Origin of the sequence: Labrenzia sp. OB1 (assembly GCF_001624695.1) — a bacterium.
In the GTDB taxonomy this organism is placed as follows: Bacteria; Pseudomonadota; Alphaproteobacteria; order Rhizobiales; family Stappiaceae; genus Roseibium.
In genome coordinates this window covers 220,660-236,743 of the sequence record NZ_JSEP01000002.1, presented here as the reverse complement: position 1 = coordinate 236,743, position 16,084 = coordinate 220,660, and the positions used below count along the sequence as shown (strand labels likewise).

General features: G+C 59.7%; 16 protein-coding genes. 9 read left to right on the top strand and 7 right to left on the bottom strand.

Annotated features, from left to right (window positions below; all coding sequences use genetic code 11):
* The first annotated feature begins 146 nt into the window (after positions 1-146).
* The 4 genes from OA90_RS03375 (at position 147) to OA90_RS03360 (ending at position 5,352) form a co-directional block, all read left to right on the top strand.
* Entirely contained in the window at positions 147-1,478 is a 1,332-nt protein-coding gene (locus OA90_RS03375; RefSeq protein ID WP_068407145.1) for a dihydroorotase, read from the top strand.
* A 254-nt stretch (positions 1,479-1,732) separates the two neighbouring features.
* A complete protein-coding gene (locus OA90_RS03370) occupies positions 1,733-2,962 on the top strand; it encodes a L,D-transpeptidase (protein WP_082836816.1) in 1,230 nt (409 codons plus the stop codon).
* Positions 2,963-3,392: 430 nt separating this feature from the next.
* A complete protein-coding gene (locus OA90_RS03365) occupies positions 3,393-4,655 on the top strand; it encodes a DUF3419 family protein (protein ID WP_068407142.1) in 1,263 nt (420 codons plus the stop codon).
* A gap of 25 nt (positions 4,656-4,680) precedes the next feature.
* Complete coding sequence (locus tag OA90_RS03360) at positions 4,681-5,352, top strand: class I SAM-dependent methyltransferase (protein ID WP_068407139.1); 672 nt, start codon at positions 4,681-4,683, stop codon at positions 5,350-5,352.
* A gap of 20 nt (positions 5,353-5,372) precedes the next feature.
* Here the strand turns inward: OA90_RS03360 and OA90_RS03355 are convergent, their stop codons facing one another.
* The gene (locus OA90_RS03355) at positions 5,373-5,960 is read right to left on the bottom strand and encodes a TetR/AcrR family transcriptional regulator (protein WP_068407136.1); all 588 of its coding nucleotides are present in this window, start codon (positions 5,958-5,960) and stop codon (positions 5,373-5,375) included.
* Positions 5,961-6,066: 106 nt separating this feature from the next.
* Here OA90_RS03355 and OA90_RS03350 point away from each other — a divergent pair, with 106 nt between their 5' ends.
* The 3 genes from OA90_RS03350 to OA90_RS03340 are packed head-to-tail and all read left to right on the top strand — an operon-like array spanning position 6,067 to position 10,526.
* A complete protein-coding gene (locus OA90_RS03350; protein WP_068407133.1) occupies positions 6,067-6,756 on the top strand; it encodes a PspA/IM30 family protein in 690 nt (229 codons plus the stop codon).
* Positions 6,757-6,785: 29 nt separating this feature from the next.
* Positions 6,786-7,067, top strand: coding sequence for a YiaA/YiaB family inner membrane protein (locus OA90_RS03345; RefSeq protein WP_068407130.1), 282 nt, complete (start codon positions 6,786-6,788; stop codon positions 7,065-7,067).
* A gap of 60 nt (positions 7,068-7,127) precedes the next feature.
* Positions 7,128-10,526 (top strand): acyl-[ACP]--phospholipid O-acyltransferase, encoded by a 3,399-nt coding sequence (locus OA90_RS03340; protein ID WP_068407127.1) that lies wholly within the window; start codon positions 7,128-7,130, stop codon positions 10,524-10,526.
* Positions 10,527-10,999: 473 nt separating this feature from the next.
* On the opposite strand, the gene OA90_RS29425 is transcribed toward OA90_RS03340, so the two are convergent.
* Positions 11,000-11,176, bottom strand: coding sequence for a hypothetical protein (locus tag OA90_RS29425; RefSeq protein WP_244274526.1), 177 nt, complete (start codon positions 11,174-11,176; stop codon positions 11,000-11,002).
* Positions 11,177-11,261: 85 nt separating this feature from the next.
* Complete coding sequence (locus OA90_RS03335) at positions 11,262-11,927, bottom strand: hypothetical protein (protein WP_068407805.1); 666 nt, start codon at positions 11,925-11,927, stop codon at positions 11,262-11,264.
* Positions 11,928-12,162: 235 nt separating this feature from the next.
* Here OA90_RS03335 and OA90_RS03330 point away from each other — a divergent pair, with 235 nt between their 5' ends.
* A complete protein-coding gene (locus OA90_RS03330; protein WP_068407124.1) occupies positions 12,163-12,807 on the top strand; it encodes a LysE family transporter in 645 nt (214 codons plus the stop codon).
* A gap of 116 nt (positions 12,808-12,923) precedes the next feature.
* Here OA90_RS03330 and OA90_RS03325 read toward each other — a convergent pair whose 3' ends face one another.
* From OA90_RS03325 to OA90_RS03310, 4 genes are all read right to left on the bottom strand, one after another.
* Positions 12,924-13,196, bottom strand: coding sequence for a hypothetical protein (locus OA90_RS03325; RefSeq protein ID WP_068407121.1), 273 nt, complete (start codon positions 13,194-13,196; stop codon positions 12,924-12,926).
* A gap of 190 nt (positions 13,197-13,386) precedes the next feature.
* Positions 13,387-13,797, bottom strand: coding sequence for a TIGR02301 family protein (locus OA90_RS03320; protein ID WP_068407792.1), 411 nt, complete (start codon positions 13,795-13,797; stop codon positions 13,387-13,389).
* Between the two features lie 94 nt (positions 13,798-13,891).
* Entirely contained in the window at positions 13,892-14,314 is a 423-nt protein-coding gene (locus OA90_RS03315; protein ID WP_068407118.1) for an NUDIX hydrolase, read from the bottom strand.
* A gap of 34 nt (positions 14,315-14,348) precedes the next feature.
* Positions 14,349-14,840 (bottom strand): hypothetical protein, encoded by a 492-nt coding sequence (locus tag OA90_RS03310; RefSeq protein WP_208985951.1) that lies wholly within the window; start codon positions 14,838-14,840, stop codon positions 14,349-14,351.
* Positions 14,841-15,246: 406 nt separating this feature from the next.
* Here OA90_RS03310 and OA90_RS03305 point away from each other — a divergent pair, with 406 nt between their 5' ends.
* Positions 15,247-16,005, top strand: coding sequence for an SOS response-associated peptidase (locus tag OA90_RS03305; RefSeq protein WP_068407113.1), 759 nt, complete (start codon positions 15,247-15,249; stop codon positions 16,003-16,005).
* The last annotated feature ends 79 nt before the right edge of the window (positions 16,006-16,084 follow it).

Genomic DNA, 16,084 nt, shown 5'->3' with positions numbered 1-16,084 from the left:
GCGGGATCTCGGTTCCAGATAGTCACTTTGCCCTGATCGGACAAGATTTGGAATTCCTGTCCAGCATCTGGTTCTTTTGACAGGGGCCGCGTATAAGCCCGGGGAAGCTGAAAAAACAGTCCCGAGACAAATGCCGGAGGAGCCTCATGAGCGCGACCTATGACCTGATCCTGAAGGGTGGAACCGTAGTCAATCAGGATGGCGAGGGTCTGCGCGACGTTGCCGTCAGGGATGGGCGTATTGCCGGGATAGGCTCTTTCGATGGCGCCCAGGCGGGCGAGGTGGTCGATTGCACGGGGCTGCACGTCCTGCCGGGTGTGATGGACACCCAGGTGCATTTCCGCGAGCCGGGCCTTGATCATAAGGAAGATCTGGAATCGGGATCGCGTGCCGCCGTGATGGGCGGTGTGACGGCCGTCTTCGAAATGCCGAATACCAATCCGCTGACGACCTCCGAGGCGGCGCTGGCCGACAAGGTCCGGCGCGGTCATCACCGCATGCATTGCGACTTCGCCTTCTGGGTCGGCGGCACGCGGGAGAATGTTGCGGACATTCCCGACCTAGAGCGCCTGCCGGGTGCTGCCGGGATCAAGGTGTTCATGGGTTCATCCACCGGAGACTTACTGGTGGAAGACGACCGGGGCGTCAGGGACATCTTGTCCGTCACCCGCCGCCGGGCCGCCTTTCATTCGGAAGACGAGTTCCGCCTGCGTGAGCGCATGGGCGAAAGGGTCGAGAACGACCCGGCATCACACCCTGTCTGGCGCGACGAGATCGCCGCGCTGAAATGCACGCAGAGGCTGGTCGCGATTGCCCGTGAAACCGGTGCCAGGATCCACATCCTGCATCTGTCTACCGCCGAGGAGGTCGATTTCCTGATCGACCACAAGGATGTCGCCTCCATCGAGGTCACTCCGCATCACCTGACCCTGACCGACGAGGCCTACCATCGTCTGGGGACACTGGTGCAGATGAACCCTCCAGTTCGCGCGCCGCGCCACTCTGAACGCCTGTGGTGGGGCTTGCAGCAGGGCCTGCTGGACATTTTCGGGTCCGATCACGCCCCGCACCTTCTGGAAGAAAAACAGAAACCCTATCCGGCATCGCCCTCCGGCATGACCGGCGTGCAGACGCTTGTCCCCATCATGCTGGATCACGTCAATGCCGGCCACCTCTCACTTGCCCGGTTTGTCGACATGACCAGTGCCGGCCCGGCCCGCCTCTTCCAGACAGCACTCAAGGGCAGGATAGCGCTCGGATACGACGCGGATTTCACCGTTGTCGATCTCAAGCGCAAGGAAACCATTCGCAACGAGTGGATTGCCTCCAAATGCGGCTGGACGCCCTATGACGGCAAACAGGTCACCGGATGGCCGGTCGGCACCCTGGTCCGTGGACAGCGTGTGATGTGGGAGGGGGAACTGGTGGACCCTTCGAAAGGGGAAGCTGTCGTTTTTCAGGATGGCATGAAGGGCTGAGAAAGCCCGCATGCTCGGGACAATCCACACCGTCAGTCAGGCCTTTTGGCTGCAGGGAGTACGGCATTTTGGCGAATGCGATGGATTCCTTACATTTTGTGATGTGAATAACAGCCCAAACCCGGATAATGTGGAACTTTGGAGGGAACAGTAAAGGAAACCAATGGGTAACCTTGTTTCCTAACCTGATTTACATACGTGACGATTAGAATTTGAATCGAGCTTTAAGAGTTTTTGCGTTGGGGAGCTCTGGAATGTTGTTTGATAAGATTTATACCCGGAAACGGCGAGCGGGCGCGTTTGTGAGCCTTGCAGGCGCCGCGTTCTTCTCGGTCACTGCCTTGTCGGGCGCGATGGCGCGCGATGCCGCGCCTGCGGTGGATCAGGGTGAAGCTTCGCAGCCGCCGCTGCATATGCTGGTCTCGCTGGACGACCAGCAGATCAGGGTCTATCGCGGCCTCGACCTGATCGAGACCTCACCGATTTCATCCGGCAAGCGCGGGCACAGCACGCCGACCGGCGTCTTTTCCATTCTTGAAAAGCGCCGCAAGCATTTTTCCAACCTCTACGACAACGCACCGATGCCGTTCATGCAGCGGCTGACATGGTCCGGTGTCGCGATGCACGTCGGCAGGCTTCCCGGCCGTCCGGCCTCGCATGGCTGCATCCGGTTGCCGCGAAACTTCGCCAAGTCACTCTACGGCATGACGGATCGTGGAATGCATGTGGTCGTCACTCGGGGGTCCACCGATCCTGTCCACGTGTCTCACTCGGTCCTGCCGCAGCCCTTTGCGCCCGCAACGGAAGTCGCGAGCCTTTCCAACCGGACCATCGAAGCCGATCCGGCCCTGCGCGGGGCGATCCGGGAAACGGAACTCAATGCCTCCCTGACGCTGATCCAGCCGGAGAATCCGGACTTCGACCAGCCGCTGCGCATGATCATCACACCGCAGAAGCAGCCGGGCCGGGTCAAGGTCCTGCAGGATCTTCTCAACCGTATGGGCTTCAAGGCCGGTCCCGTTGACGGTGTTCCGGGCCGAAAGACCCGTGCGGCCATCAGTCTTTATCAGGAAGGTGCGGATCTGCCGGTCACCGGTCAGATCACCGACGCTCTCGAGGCGCGCATTCGCGCCGAAGCCGGTTACGAGGCACCTCAAAACGCCATGCTGCGCGTGCGCCGCAAGTTCCGCGACATCTACTCGGCTCCGGTGAGCGTGAAGGATCTCGGCCGGGAAATGGGCACGCATGTCTTCACAGCCCTCGATTTCAAGCCGGGCGATGGGTCCGTCGAGTGGATCGCCGTTTCCGCCGAGGGCGGGCGTGGCGGTGCGCCGGCCGGCATTCTCGACCGCATCGAGATGTCGGACAAGGTTGCAACGGACCTTGCGAAGATGCTGACGCCGGGCACGTCGCTCACGATCACCGACCGGAGCTTCACACGCAATACCGGTCTCGGCACGGATTTCGTGGTGATCACCCGTTGAGATGAAGCTGGCGCTGGTCAGGGATTGATCAGTCCGATAAGCATCTAGCCCCCGCTTCGGCGGGGGTTGTGTTTGTTAAAAACCTTCACGCGTCTTTCTGGACAAGGGCAGCAAAGCTGCGCGCAGCTCCGGAATCCAGTGCATCGGCGCGAACGTGAGCGAGCACAAAAGCAAAACAAGTCTCGGAAAAATAACAATTCAAAGAGCGCCTACGGCGTAGAATATGTCTGGATTCCGGCTCTGGCCATGGAGCTGTGGCTGCAGACCGTCCGGAATGACCGCGGATTTTTGTTAGCGGTCTGCGTCCCCCGCTTCTGCAGGTTTTATAATATCCGGATAAACGCACAAATCTCCCGAAACGTCACCAAACTGTCGTGTCGCTGACGTATCGCAAGGCAGTCCATTCGCGCGGTTGACTCTGGAGAAAAACATGGCGCACGGCACGCTGACGGCCTCGAAAAAACGGCTCGGGAATGCGGTTCATCGCTCCGAGGCGGCCTCTCGCGACGGAATTCTGGAACGCCTTTTCACCTTCGCGTTCAAGGGGCTGGTCTACCCGCAGATCTGGGAAGATCCGGATGTCGACATGAAGGCTCTGCGGCTCACGTCCCAGAGCCGCATGGTCACCATCGCGTCCGGGGGCTGCAACGTCATGTCGTATCTCATCGCCAATCCGGCCGAAATCACCGCGGTCGATCTGAACAGGGCGCATGTTGCCCTGGGACGCCTGAAACTGGCCGCAGCGAAACATCTCCCCAATTACGAAACCTTCTACCGGTTTTTCGGTGAAGCCGACGAAAAGGCCAATGTCGCGGCCTACAACCGCTTCCTGAAAGACAATCTCGATGCGGAAACGGTCACCTATTGGGAAGGCCGCGACTTTGCAAACCGGGGCCGCAAACGCATCACGTTGTTCTCCCGCGATCTCTATCATCACGGTCTGCTCGGCTATTGCATCGGCTTTGGCCACCTGGTAGCGCGCCTTTACGGCATCGATCCGAAATACATGGTGAAGACCAGGTCGCTTGAAGAGCAGCGCAGTTTTTTCGATACGGCGCTGGCACCGCTCTTCGACAAACGCCTCGTGCGCTGGGCGACCTCTAAGAAAATGTCGCTCTACGGCCTGGGCATTCCGCCCGCGCAATACGATGCGCTGGTTTCGGCCAACGCGGATGGCAACATGTCCGCCGTGCTGCGTCAGCGGCTGGAAAAGCTGGCCTGCGATTTCTCCATGCAGGACAATTATTTCGCATGGCAGGCCTTCGGTCGGGGCTATGCCCCGAAGTCCGGTGAAACGACCGGAGAATCCGGCCCCCTGCCGCCTTATCTGAAACGCGATCATTTCGAGGCGATCCGTCAGCGCGCGGACCGCGTCCGGGTTCTGAACCGGAATTTCACCGAACATCTTCAAACCGTGGCAGACGGCACGCTCGATGCCTATGTGCTGCTCGACGCGCAGGACTGGATGACCGATCACCAGCTCAACGCCCTTTGGAGCGAGATCACCCGAACCGCGCGCCCTGGCGCCCGCGTCATTTTCCGCACGGCGGCCGAGCCGACCCTGCTACCCGGCCGTGTTGCCGAGGGGATCCTGAACCGCTGGACCTATGAAGAGGCGGAAAGCCTTGAATTCGGCCGGCAGGACCGCTCCTCCATCTATGGCGGCTTCCACCTTTATGTCTTCAACGGCTGACAGCAGAGCGCGGGCGGAAACCTTGATGAGCGAAGCTGCCGAAACAGCCCGGCTGATGGACGGTGTCTACCGCCGCCAGCGTCACTTTTACGACCTGACCCGCAAATATTACCTGCTCGGCCGCGATCTGCTGATCGAGGAACTGCAACCACCCGCCGGAGGCACGGTGCTGGAACTCGGCTGCGGCACCGGCCGCAACCTGATCGCAGCCGCCAGACGTTACCCGCAGGCCCGTTTCTACGGTCTCGACATCTCCCGGCAGATGCTCGAGACGGCGCAAACCAACATTGCCAAGGCCGGCCTGAGAGACCGGATTTCCCTGATCGAGGGCGACGCCGCCAATCCGGTGGTGACAGACCGCCTCGGCGTTCCCGCCTTTGACCGGGTGTTCTACTCCTACACCCTCTCGATGATTCCGGTCTGGCGCGAAGCCCTCGCCGCCGGCGCCGCCCGCCTTGCGGACGACGGGCGTATCCATGTGGTCGATTTCGGCCAGCAGAAACGTCTCCCGGGCTGGTTCCGGTCGCTCCTGTTCGCCTGGCTGAGGTTCTTCCACGTCACGCCGCGTGCGGAGCTGGAAAGCGAACTTCAAAGCCTGGCGGACAAGACGGGGAAGGAACTGATGACCCGGACACTATACCGGGGCTACGCGCATTACGCGGAACTGCGGAAGGCGGGAGTTATGGGCAGGGCGTAAAGGGGCCAGTTGTACCTGATTTATGAGCACAGCCGCTCAACGACGAACTCCATCTCCGAGTGCAACTCTTCTTTTCCAAGAGCCACGAAGCGCCTTTCCAGAGCGATTGAAACGAGCCCGTGAATTGCCCCAAAGCAGGTGCGTGTCCGCGCCGCGAGAGCGTTCTCGTCAAGCTCCGGGACGAGGTCGTCGAGCGCTTCGGCTATCAGAGACAGCAGGCGAATGTTTTCTGTCCTGTGTTCTTCCGGCATCTCGCGCCGGTCCGGCAACTGGTGGGCGAACAAACCGCGCCAGGCATTCGTGTTCGCCACCGCGTAGTCCAGATACATCCGCGCCAGGAGCTTCAGACGGATCAAGGGGACGGTTTCTCCCGCGGTCGCTTCGGTCAATGCAGCCCGGATTTCCGCGAGTGTCCTTGCATTCACGGCGATAATCAACTCGTCCCGATCATCGAAATGCTTGTAGACAGAGCCTACAGAACAGCCTGCCCGGGATGCGACTTCCCGGATTTGGACTGAGTCTATTCCCAGTTCGCTCATGATGGACGCCGCAGCCTCAAGCACGCGCCGTCGCGTCTCTTCGCTTTTCGTTTTTTGAAGGCCGGGCATTAACCCTGTCCCTTTTTTAGAAATTGAACATTGTTCATTTTTCTTGACCATGCCAATCGAGTGTGGTTTTGTCAAATAGTGAACATTGTTCATTTTTGGAGGACGCATGATCAGCAGACTTGTTTACTCATTAAAGGGCCTCTTCGAGGGGGACGGTGGCGGACTTGATGCGCGCACCGATCTAGCGCTTTTGTCAGGTCAATTACGGGAAGCCGGCAACGCGGTGCGCCAGGCCCGGCTTGCTCTGGCTCTTGCCTCTGCCCAGCACACGCAGGACCAGAATCGCAAGGACCGGATTGATCTGACCATTCAGGAACTCGAGGACCGGACCCGGGCTGCGCTCGGTCAGGACCAGACCGAGTTCGCTCGGGAGGGCGCGGAAGCGATCGCAATTCTTGAAGACGAGCGGGAGGCCCTCGACCAGTCGGTTCGGAGCTTCGACATTGATCTCGCGGCTTTAAGGGAAAACCTGCGCCGTACGGAAGCGCGTTTGCGGGATCTCGAACGCGGCCGGCAAGTTGCGCGTGTCCGGACCCGCATTAGCGCGGCTGGCTCTGCTTCTGCCTCTCCGGCGTCCTTGTACCAGGCGGAAGAAACGCTTGAGCGTATCAACAGCAGACAGGAACGCGGGGCGCTCGCGGACAAGGCGCTCGCAGCCCTGTCCGTCATCGACCGTCCCAAGGATCTGATTGCCCGCCTTGCCGATGCAGGGTGCGGCTCCTCTGTCAGAAGCTCAGCCGACGCTGTTCTTGAGCGCCTGAGGAGCGGGACAGACAAGGCGATTGCATACAAATGACAAACCCACTCAGAGAAAGGTCAGAGACCATGCAGGACGAACAGATTAAACACTCCAGCAACTGGGTCATATTCACCATCGTCAGCTTTGCTGTTGCTGCCGGCATGATGGCCATCGGCATCTACAATCTCGAAGCCAGCTTCTCGGCGAAGGGATTCTATGCCATGGCTGCGATCATGCTTGTCCACACGTCCGTGACGCTGACGAAAACGCTGCGGGACCGGGATGAGGTGGGCAAGCTCCATAACCGGATTGAGGAAGCCAGGACCGAAAAACTGTTGATGGAAGTCGGCAAGACCGGCGTGTCCTGATGTCAACGCGCAGGGGCCCGGTCATTCCGGCCCCTGCCTGAACCAAACCGGAGAATGGCCATGTCCCAGCCCTTGATGAAATCAGTGCGCTTCGCGCCCCTGTTCTGGACACAGTTCCTTTCTGCATTCAACGACAATTTTTTGAAGAACACTCTCGTCTTTCTGATCCTGTTCAAGGTCGCTGACGGCGGGGCGGTTCTGATATCGGTGGCGAGCGCCGTTTTCATCGCGCCGTTCCTGTTCCTGTCGGCCCTCGGTGGGCAGATCGCGGACCGGAGCGACAAGGCGGTTGTTGCCCAGCGTTTGAAAATCCTGGAAATCGTCGGTGCCATGCTGGCCGTTGCCGGTATGGCAGTTTCGAATGTTCCGGTGCTTTTTGCGGCTCTCCTGGTCTTTGGTGTCGGTTCGGCCCTGTTCAGCCCGGTCAAATACGGCCTGTTGCCCGACCATCTCGACCGTTCCGAACTGACCAGGGCCAACGCGTGGATCGAAGCGGGAACGTTTCTGGCGATCCTCGGCGGCACCATCGCGGCGGGCTTGATGTTTTCCTCCGGGAACGCGTCGCTCTTGTTCGCACCGCTGATGATCGGCTTGGCTCTTGCCTGTTATGCCATCAGCCGCAAGATCCCGTCGACGGCCATTGCCGATCCGGATCTGAAGGCCGACTGGAACATACTGCGGTCGAGCCACGGCATCCTTCGCGATCTCTTTGGCGACACGCGTCTGGGCCGCACCGCCCTGATGACCTCCTGGTTCTGGGTGGTAGGCGCATTGGTAATGTCGCTTCTGCCGGTCATCGTGAACGATATCCTCGGTGGTGGCGAACTGGCCGTGACCTGGTTCCTGACCGTCTTCGCCGTCTCGATCGGTATTGGCTCGGCGTTGGCCGCATGGCTTTCCGCCGGCCGCATTGTGCTTCTGCCCGCCGTCGCCGGAACTGCTCTGATTGCCGTTTTCGCGCTCGATACGGCCCTGACGCTGTCTCACGTTGTCCCCGGTGTGCCATATGCAGGGTTCACCGCATTCCTTGCCCGCGCCGACGTCATTCGGCTGAGTATCGATATGGCCGGCCTTGCCATCGCGGGAGCCCTTCTTGTCGTTCCCACCTTTGCCGCCCTTCAGGCCTGGGCCGTCCCCGAACGGCGGGCGCGGACCATCGCCGGGGCCAACGCACTGGGTGCGGGCCTGATGGCAGTGTCAAGCGGCCTGCTCGCCATCGCGCAGGGCGCCGGTGCCGAACCGGTTCACGTGATGCTGGTGCTGGCGGTTCTGAACGCCTTTGCCGGGGTCATCATGTTCAGGTTCCTGCCGACAGATCCGCTCCGGGACCTTGTCTCGATCATCTATCGTGCGTTCTTCAGGATAGAAATCAGGGGGCTTGAAAATCTCGAGAAGGCGGGAGTGGCCCCGATCCTCGCTCTGAACCATGTCAGCTATCTGGACGCGGGCCTGGCACTGACCTTGACCGAGAAAGCGCCGACCTTCGCCATTGACTACGCTGTCGCCAGGCGCCGGTGGGTGCGCCCGTTTCTGAAGATGGCAAATGCCTTGCCGATCAATCCGGCCAAACCCCTGGCCACGAGATCTCTGATTCAGGCGGTCAACGCCGGCCAGCCGATGGTGATCTTCCCCGAAGGGCGCTTGACCGTCACCGGCAGCCTGATGAAGGTCTACGACGGTGCGGCGATGGTCGCCGACAAAACCGGAGCAATGGTGGTCCCGATCCGCATCGAGGGACTGGAGCGGACACCGTTCTCCTATCTGCGCCCGGCGCAGATCCGAAAGAGGCTGTTTCCGAAGGTCACGGTGACTATTCTGGAGCCCGAAAAGCTCGCGGTGGACGAGGCTCTGAAAGGCCGTCGCCGCCGCGCGGCTGCCGGGGCCCGGCTTTATGATATCTTGTCAGGCCTTATTTTCGAGACCGATCTGGCCAGCAGGCAAACGATTATCGAACGGACCGTCAGAACCGCGAAGGATCGCGGGATGTCCAAAGTCGCGATTGAGGATCCGGTCACCGGTGCTCTCACCTACGGCAAGCTGCTCACGAGCATCGCTGTCCTCGGACGCAAACTTTCCAGGATCGGCCGGGAAGGAGAAGCAATCGGCGTGATGCTGCCGAATGCCAACGGCGCTACGGTTACGACTCTCGCTGTCATGTCCGCCGGAAAGGTGCCGGCAATGATCAACTTCACCGCCGGCGCGACCAATGTGGTGTCGGCCTGCCGCACGGCGAAAGTGGCCAGGGTTCTGACCTCGCGTACCTTCGTCGAGCAGGCCAAATTGTCCGATCTGGTGGCGGCACTTGGCCGCGATGTCGAGGTCGTCTGGTTGGAGGACATCCGCAAGGATATAGGTCTGGCCGACAAACTTCGTGGTCTCCTGACGCGTGCGCGCCCGCTGGTTCGCCGTGCTTACACGGATCCGGCTGCGATCCTGTTCACATCCGGCTCCGAAGGCACGCCAAAGGGCGTTGTGCTGAGCCACGAGAACATACTGGCCAATGTCACTCAGGCGGCCGCCCGGATCGATTTCTCGGCCGAGGACAAGGTCTTTAACGTCCTGCCCATGTTCCATTCTTTCGGCCTGACGGCGGGCACTATCCTGCCGCTGGTTTCCGGCGTACCGATCTACATGTATCCCTCGCCGCTGCATTTCCGGATCGTGCCCGAGTTGATCTACTCATCAAACGCAACGATCCTGTTCGGCACCGACACATTCCTGAACGGCTATGCCCGGGTAGCCCATGCTTATGACTTCCGCTCGTTGCGGTATTGCTTCGCGGGCGCTGAACCGGTGAAGGCATCCACGCGGCAAACCTACATGGAGCGGTTTGGAGTGCGTATTCTTGAGGGCTACGGCGTCACAGAGACCGCACCCGTCATCGCGATCAACACGCCGATGTTCAGCAAACCGGGCACCGTCGGCAAGATTATGCCCGGCATGCGTTCGCGCCTGGAAAAGGTCCCGGGTGTCAAGGATGGTGGGCGGTTGTTCGTCTCCGGTCCGAACGTGATGCTGGGGTACTTGCGCACCGAGAACCCGGGAATATTGCAACCGCTCGCGGACGGCTGGCACGATACCGGCGACATCGTCGAGATCGATGCCGAGGGATTCGTGACCATCAAGGGAAGGGCAAAGCGGTTCGCGAAGGTTGGCGGGGAAATGGTGTCCCTGGCGGCGGTCGAGGAGATCGCGGGCACGCTCTGGCCCGACGCCCTGTCCGCGGTCGCCACGATGAAGGACGAGCGCAAGGGCGAAAGGCTGATCCTGATCACCGAAAACAAGGACGCTACCCGCATGGACTTCGTGAAATTCGCCAGAGCCAATGGCGTGCAGGATCTGATGGTGCCCGCCGAAGTGCGGATCGTTCCCAGAGTTCCACTCCTCGGGACGGGAAAGGTCGACTTCATCGGTGTCTCCGCCCTGGTTTCAGACGCAAGAGAACAAATGCCCGGATGAGCATCAGCCAGACCGAACCATCTTTGCGATACCCTGGCACTTTCGGAGACGGCGCCAGGGTCCAGCTTAAATCAACTGTCAACAAGGCGCGCGCACATCGGTGGGCTGACAAGCATGATTCACTATGCTTTGGAAAAACGCCGGGAACCCGGACGTTTCTGCCGGTCGCCCGATTGATGGGGATGATTTCCTGCGTTTGGGTATCCCAATAGACATGTCGCCAAATTTCCACGCCTTGGCCGAAGAGGCCGGGCCTCAACCGGAGAAAGTCAGATAATGCGCCTCTACATCCTTTCTCTTGGCAAGATGTAACCGGGAACATTCCCGTTGCCGGCTACCTCTTCCGAACAGGCGAGGGGAGCAATATACTCGAGGATACCGGCTGGCCGCGCGCATATGTGGAGAATCCTCACAATCCGCCGGGACTGACACTTGAAATTTCGCCGCAGGACACTGTCACCGCGCGCCTGAATTCAATCGGGCTGGCGCCATCCGATATACATATCCTCGTATGCTCGCATCTGGACGACGACCACTCCGGCAACCACGACCTCTTCCCGGACGCCGAACTCGTCATACAGCGAAAACACTATGAGCTTGCCAAAAGCGGCCATCCGCGTTTCGCTGCAAACCGTGATGCGTGAGACCATTCGGCTCTGAACTATCGGTTGATCGAAGGCGATACGGAACTGGTACCAACATCAACAAATAGGGTCTTGTTTGTTGATGTTGGTATCAGTCCCCCGCCACGAAATAATGCAGCGTTCCGTCGGGGCCTATGCCGACGCGGTAAAAGGTCCATGCGCCGAAATCCTGCATTTCGGCGAAGTCTCCGGCCGTGACGATACGGTAGAGTTCGACCTTCTGGTCCGGTGTCAGATCGAAGAGCGGATAGCGGGAGAAATACGGCCAGATGTACATTTCCTGTGGCGTCCCGGCGTCAACATGCAGGAAGCCCGCATCGAGTATGTCCGCCAGGATTGCAAGAATCTCGAAACCTTCGCCGTCGCCGGAACTCGATTTGAGAAACTCGATGGGATCGCCGGTTTCGGTGAAGGAAAGCGTCGGCGGAAGCTCGTTGCTTTCCAGGACCATGCGCAGCCTGTCCATACTGCCGGCAAGGGCGGCTTCCCGGAGTTGCGCGTGCATGCGCGCGACCGTCCTGGGCAGCATGTCGGTGTTGTAGAGCACCTGGGGTTTTCCGTCGTCGTCCGCAGAGTCGGTTTCACTATCCTGCGGTGAGGTGAGGCTCTCTGGCAGGTATTGCCCGCTGCCGGTCGCAGGATCGCTCTGCGGGTTCTCCGCCAGAGGCCGTATAATCTCGGTCTGAACGGTCTTTGCCAGGGCGGCACCCTGGGAAAGACAGGCAGTCAATATTGCTGCGGCGATAATGCGCGCCATGGTGACCATCTCCCGGTTTCAGTCGCTCAGGCATAGCCCGGATCAACGCGGTTTCCCATGCTTTCTGCTGAAAGCGTACACCCCGGCGTCATTCCTTAAACAATTCGTGCCAAAGTGAAAGTGGTCGATTGGGTTTTCCTGTTCTTGTCATGGCGCTGCAGGGCAGATAACGAATAGCGAAACTTTTCATCTATGGGGCCGCACCCCACGCGGGGTTCAGCGAAAAGGGCTGTTCGTGACATTTGTGGAATATGTGCTGATCGGCTTTTTCGTCGGGATTCTTACCACGGCACCGGTCGGACCGGTTAATGTCATGGCCATTCAGCACGCGGTCTATGGCGGGTTTCGGCAGGGGGTGTATGTCGGGCTGGGCGCCGTCGTCGCCGACACGGTCTTCGCCGCCGTCGCGATCTTCGGTGTGTCGGCCATTACCAATTTCATCGAAGGCCAGATCAATCTCATCGAGATTGTCGGCGGCGCCCTGCTGATTGTCTTCGGTCTCAAGATCTGGAATACGCATCCGCATCTCGACAAGGACGGCCACGGTTGGCAGCGCGGATTTCTGGGGGACGCCACGGCTGCCTTCTTCATGGCGATCACCAATCCGGGAACGGTCATCGCCTTTGTCGCGATATTCGGCGGATTGGGGGAGTTCCGGCCACCTCCCGGAGATCACTTCGGTGCGCTTGTCATGGTCTCGGGTGTCGCCTGCGGCGCGACGACCTGGTGGATCGTCGTCTCGGCGGCGGTGTCACATTACAGGGCCAGGATCGACGACAGATGGCTGGGCAGGGCAAATCACATCGCCGGGGTCGTTCTGATCACCTTCGGTGCACTGATCTATCTGAAACTGGTCCTGGATCTCACGCTCCTGAAATAAGCCGAAAATGCGGGACCGGCATTCGCCATTCGCCCTATCCGAAGCCTTCCGCTCAGCTGCAGGAATCACAAAGGCCGGACGTGCCGGCCTTTGTCAGGGAAGCGTTTCGCCGCTGGCTATTGAAGAACGCGGTTGACCGTGTAGTCGCCCTGCAGGATGCGGTCGGGCAGCCCTTCGGCCAGTTTGGCGACGGCATCTTCACCATAGGCAGCGACAAGGTCAGCTAGCGCCGTGAACATCGCTGCGTGAGCAACGGCGTCGGCGTCGACACCGTTTGCGATGGCTTCTGCCCACGCGTCAGAGATAAAGCCGAGAGCAGCACGTCTGATGTCTTCATCTTCCGCAAACTCGGCTTCCATCGCCGCTTCAGCGTAATCATCGTTTATCATTCGTTTCCTTACCGGTCCTTCCCGAACGCTTTGGAGTCAACTCCAACGTGCCGATGCCCGAATCTGATGACTTGATCCTAGCACGGCTAACCGCACTGATAAGCAACCGTGAACGCAAACTTAACGGCCACCCACAAATTTGATTCAAATGGTTAACCGACCGGTAACAAACTGACGATTTTCTGCCGGTTTATCGTCCGTAGCGGCTGGTGACGTCGCTGATGATGGTCTCGCCCTCAGTCAGATACTGTGCCATTGCGATACGCGCGGCCTCGGTACAGTCTCTGTAAGCGACTGAAAAACCTCTGTAACCCTGGTTAAAGCGTTCGATGAACCGCCGCCGCCGATTGTCGTCAAGCGTTTCGGCGTCCAGAAAGTCCTCCATCTGGTCGCGCCAGTTCGGAGTATCGCTTTTCTTGCAGAGCGGCCGCAGAAAATGAAGGGCGCCGAAAATCTCCGACAGGCGCATGAGCTGCTGCTCGAAAGGCGGTTCGTCGGCCGCGCTCTCCTGTGCGGATACAACCTGACCCGGACCTGACAGGCCGACCAGCACAAGCAACGCGGTGCCGGCGCAGACAGAACGTATGCACTGTTTCATCATGAACGGATCATGCGCAACGGCAGGGCGTGCCGCAAGCACAATGAACGGTGATCCCAAGAATTGGCTGTCGGCGATGGAACCGAAGGCTCGTTCGCTATCTGGCCAGCAGGCGGCGGATACGGTCCGGTGTGCCCGGTGTGGTCAGCCTTTCGTCCAGACGGGCGGGGGCGACCCACTCAAGCGCGCTGGCATCGTCTCCGGGTTCGGCGTTGCCTGACTGATAGGCTCCGCAGAAAACGGTGAGAATGAAATGCGCGGAAACCGTCCCGTCGGCATCCCGCTGAATGGAATCGAAGGTTTCGGCAGGCGCTCCAAGGTGCGCCGTCACGCCGGTTTCTTCCATGAGTTCCCGTTCTGCGGCCTCAAGCAGCGTCTCGCCCAGTTCCACCAGCCCGCCGGGCAGGCTCCAGTGGTTCTTGTAGGGCGCCTTGCCGCGTTTGATCAGCAGCACCTGTCCGTTCCTGTGGCACAGGACACTGACGCCGACGCGGGGGGCATCTGGATATAACCTGGACATGGAGCGCCTTGGAAAATCTCAAACGCGGGGCGTTTCAAGCGAACAGTGCGTCGATTTCCGCCTGGGCGCCTTCGCCTTCGTGCTGGGTTGCTTCCGGTTCAACATGACCGTGAATGACCGCACCGGCAACGGAAATCAGCGGCTTGATTTCATGGGTTGCAATGTCGGCGATTTCCGCGGCAACGGCTGAAGGGGACGGAGCCTCGCGAAGCTGGTCCTGGATTCGTACGACCAGGGCATTGATTTTCGCGACCTGGATCTCAAGGTGATTGCGCAGTTGGGCAGGTGCGGCGTGATAGGCCTGGATGGCGAGGTTCTTGTCCTTGAAGGTCGAAATCTCGAAATGACCGATATAGTCAAGCGGCTTCCAGTCAAGCACATCTCCGGCGCAATCCGGCATCGCGGGAAGCATTTCAAGAAGCATCATTACTTCATTGAAGTGATTGAGGTAATCGGTGGCAAGCCCCGTTTGGGGGTTGATGTTGGCCTGTTCCAGCCTGTCGGCAGCCAGATCTCCGGCGCCCAAAACTGGATCCAAACACTCCATACCTTGCCCCCGCTTGTTGAGTTTGCGTTTCTAGCTCACGGACTCATAAATGAGGATGAAATGGCATCGGAAATGGCGGGTAATCGCGTAAAAGGACATGAAGAGCGGGCTATTCCCCGGTGCAGCGCGCTGACGCAACGGGAGAGAGCTTTTCCATGTCCTCCGGATTTAACCGGATTGCTCCAATTCCGCGGCGCGAAAGGCCGGGAAATGCGCTACATTTCCTGCACTTTCGAACCTTGCCGAGGAGCAATCCTATTCAAACCATTTCATGCTCATTTACGAGTCTGTGAACTAGGCTACTTCCTTTTTATTTCCAATTACCTAACTTGGCAGTATAGGACCGGCATCCGGTGAATGATGTCAGGCAACGGAGAAACCCGATATGTGCGGCCGGCTTGCGCTCACCACCCCCCCTGACGCCGTGCGGACCTTTTTTGGCTATGATGAGCGGCCGAATTTTCCGCCGCGCTACAACATTGCCCCGACCCAGCCGCTGGCGATCGTCCGTCAGAACCTTGGCGGCAAACGGCAGTTCCACCTTGTCCGTTGGGGGCTCATCCCTGCCTGGAGCAAGGATCCGTCAAGCTTCAGCCTGCTCATCAACGCAAGAGCGGAAACCGCATCGCAAAAACCGTCCTTTCGCTCGGCCATGCGCCACCACCGCTGCCTGGTACCGGCCTCCGGGTTTTACGAGTGGCGGCGGACACCCGAAGGCAAGCAGCCTTTCTGGATCAGGCCGGCGGACGGCGGGGTCATGGCCTTTGCCGGTCTGTGGGACACCTGGTCGGATCCTGACGGCGGTGACATCGATACCGGCGCAATTCTGACGATCAGGGCGAACCGGATGATGTCACAGATCCATGATCGTATGCCGGTGATCCTCAAGCCCGACGTATTCGACACCTGGCTGGACATCGCTCATGTTGACCGGAGAGAGGCCGAAAAACTGCTTCTCCCGGTAGAGGACAGCTTTCTGGTGGCGACACCTGTGTCCAGCCGGGTCAACAAGGTTTCCAACGACCATGCGGATCTGCACGAACCCGTGGATCTTGATGGCCGGCCGGCAGTTGCCGGAAAAGAGACCGGGGCGAAGCGGACGGCAAAGCCGGCCCCCGATGACAGTCAGCTCGATCTGTTCTGAGCCTACACCGCGGCCGCTCCGCCAGAATTGCCGTGCATTCGCCTCGCGGCCGCTGTAGGGGAAAGCTCTGCCGGTAAGG

Excerpts from the sequence above, each read along its gene's own strand:
- OA90_RS03375 (WP_068407145.1), top strand. The coding sequence starts at position 147 with ATGAGCGCGACCTATGACCTGATCCTGAAGGGTGGAACCGTAGTCAAT.
- OA90_RS03370 (WP_082836816.1), top strand. The coding sequence starts at position 1,733 with ATGTTGTTTGATAAGATTTATACCCGGAAACGGCGAGCGGGCGCGTTT.
- OA90_RS03365 (WP_068407142.1), top strand. The coding sequence starts at position 3,393 with ATGGCGCACGGCACGCTGACGGCCTCGAAAAAACGGCTCGGGAATGCG.
- OA90_RS03360 (WP_068407139.1), top strand. The coding sequence starts at position 4,681 with ATGAGCGAAGCTGCCGAAACAGCCCGGCTGATGGACGGTGTCTACCGC.
- OA90_RS03355 (WP_068407136.1), bottom strand. The coding sequence starts at position 5,960 with ATGCCCGGCCTTCAAAAAACGAAAAGCGAAGAGACGCGACGGCGCGTG.
- OA90_RS03350 (WP_068407133.1), top strand. The coding sequence starts at position 6,067 with ATGATCAGCAGACTTGTTTACTCATTAAAGGGCCTCTTCGAGGGGGAC.
- OA90_RS03345 (WP_068407130.1), top strand. The coding sequence starts at position 6,786 with ATGCAGGACGAACAGATTAAACACTCCAGCAACTGGGTCATATTCACC.
- OA90_RS03340 (WP_068407127.1), top strand. The coding sequence starts at position 7,128 with ATGTCCCAGCCCTTGATGAAATCAGTGCGCTTCGCGCCCCTGTTCTGG.
- OA90_RS29425 (WP_244274526.1), bottom strand. The coding sequence starts at position 11,176 with ATGGTCTCACGCATCACGGTTTGCAGCGAAACGCGGATGGCCGCTTTT.
- OA90_RS03335 (WP_068407805.1), bottom strand. The coding sequence starts at position 11,927 with ATGGCGCGCATTATCGCCGCAGCAATATTGACTGCCTGTCTTTCCCAG.
- OA90_RS03325 (WP_068407121.1), bottom strand. The coding sequence starts at position 13,196 with ATGATAAACGATGATTACGCTGAAGCGGCGATGGAAGCCGAGTTTGCG.
- OA90_RS03320 (WP_068407792.1), bottom strand. The coding sequence starts at position 13,797 with ATGATGAAACAGTGCATACGTTCTGTCTGCGCCGGCACCGCGTTGCTT.
- OA90_RS03315 (WP_068407118.1), bottom strand. The coding sequence starts at position 14,314 with ATGTCCAGGTTATATCCAGATGCCCCCCGCGTCGGCGTCAGTGTCCTG.
- OA90_RS03305 (WP_068407113.1), top strand. The coding sequence starts at position 15,247 with ATGTGCGGCCGGCTTGCGCTCACCACCCCCCCTGACGCCGTGCGGACC.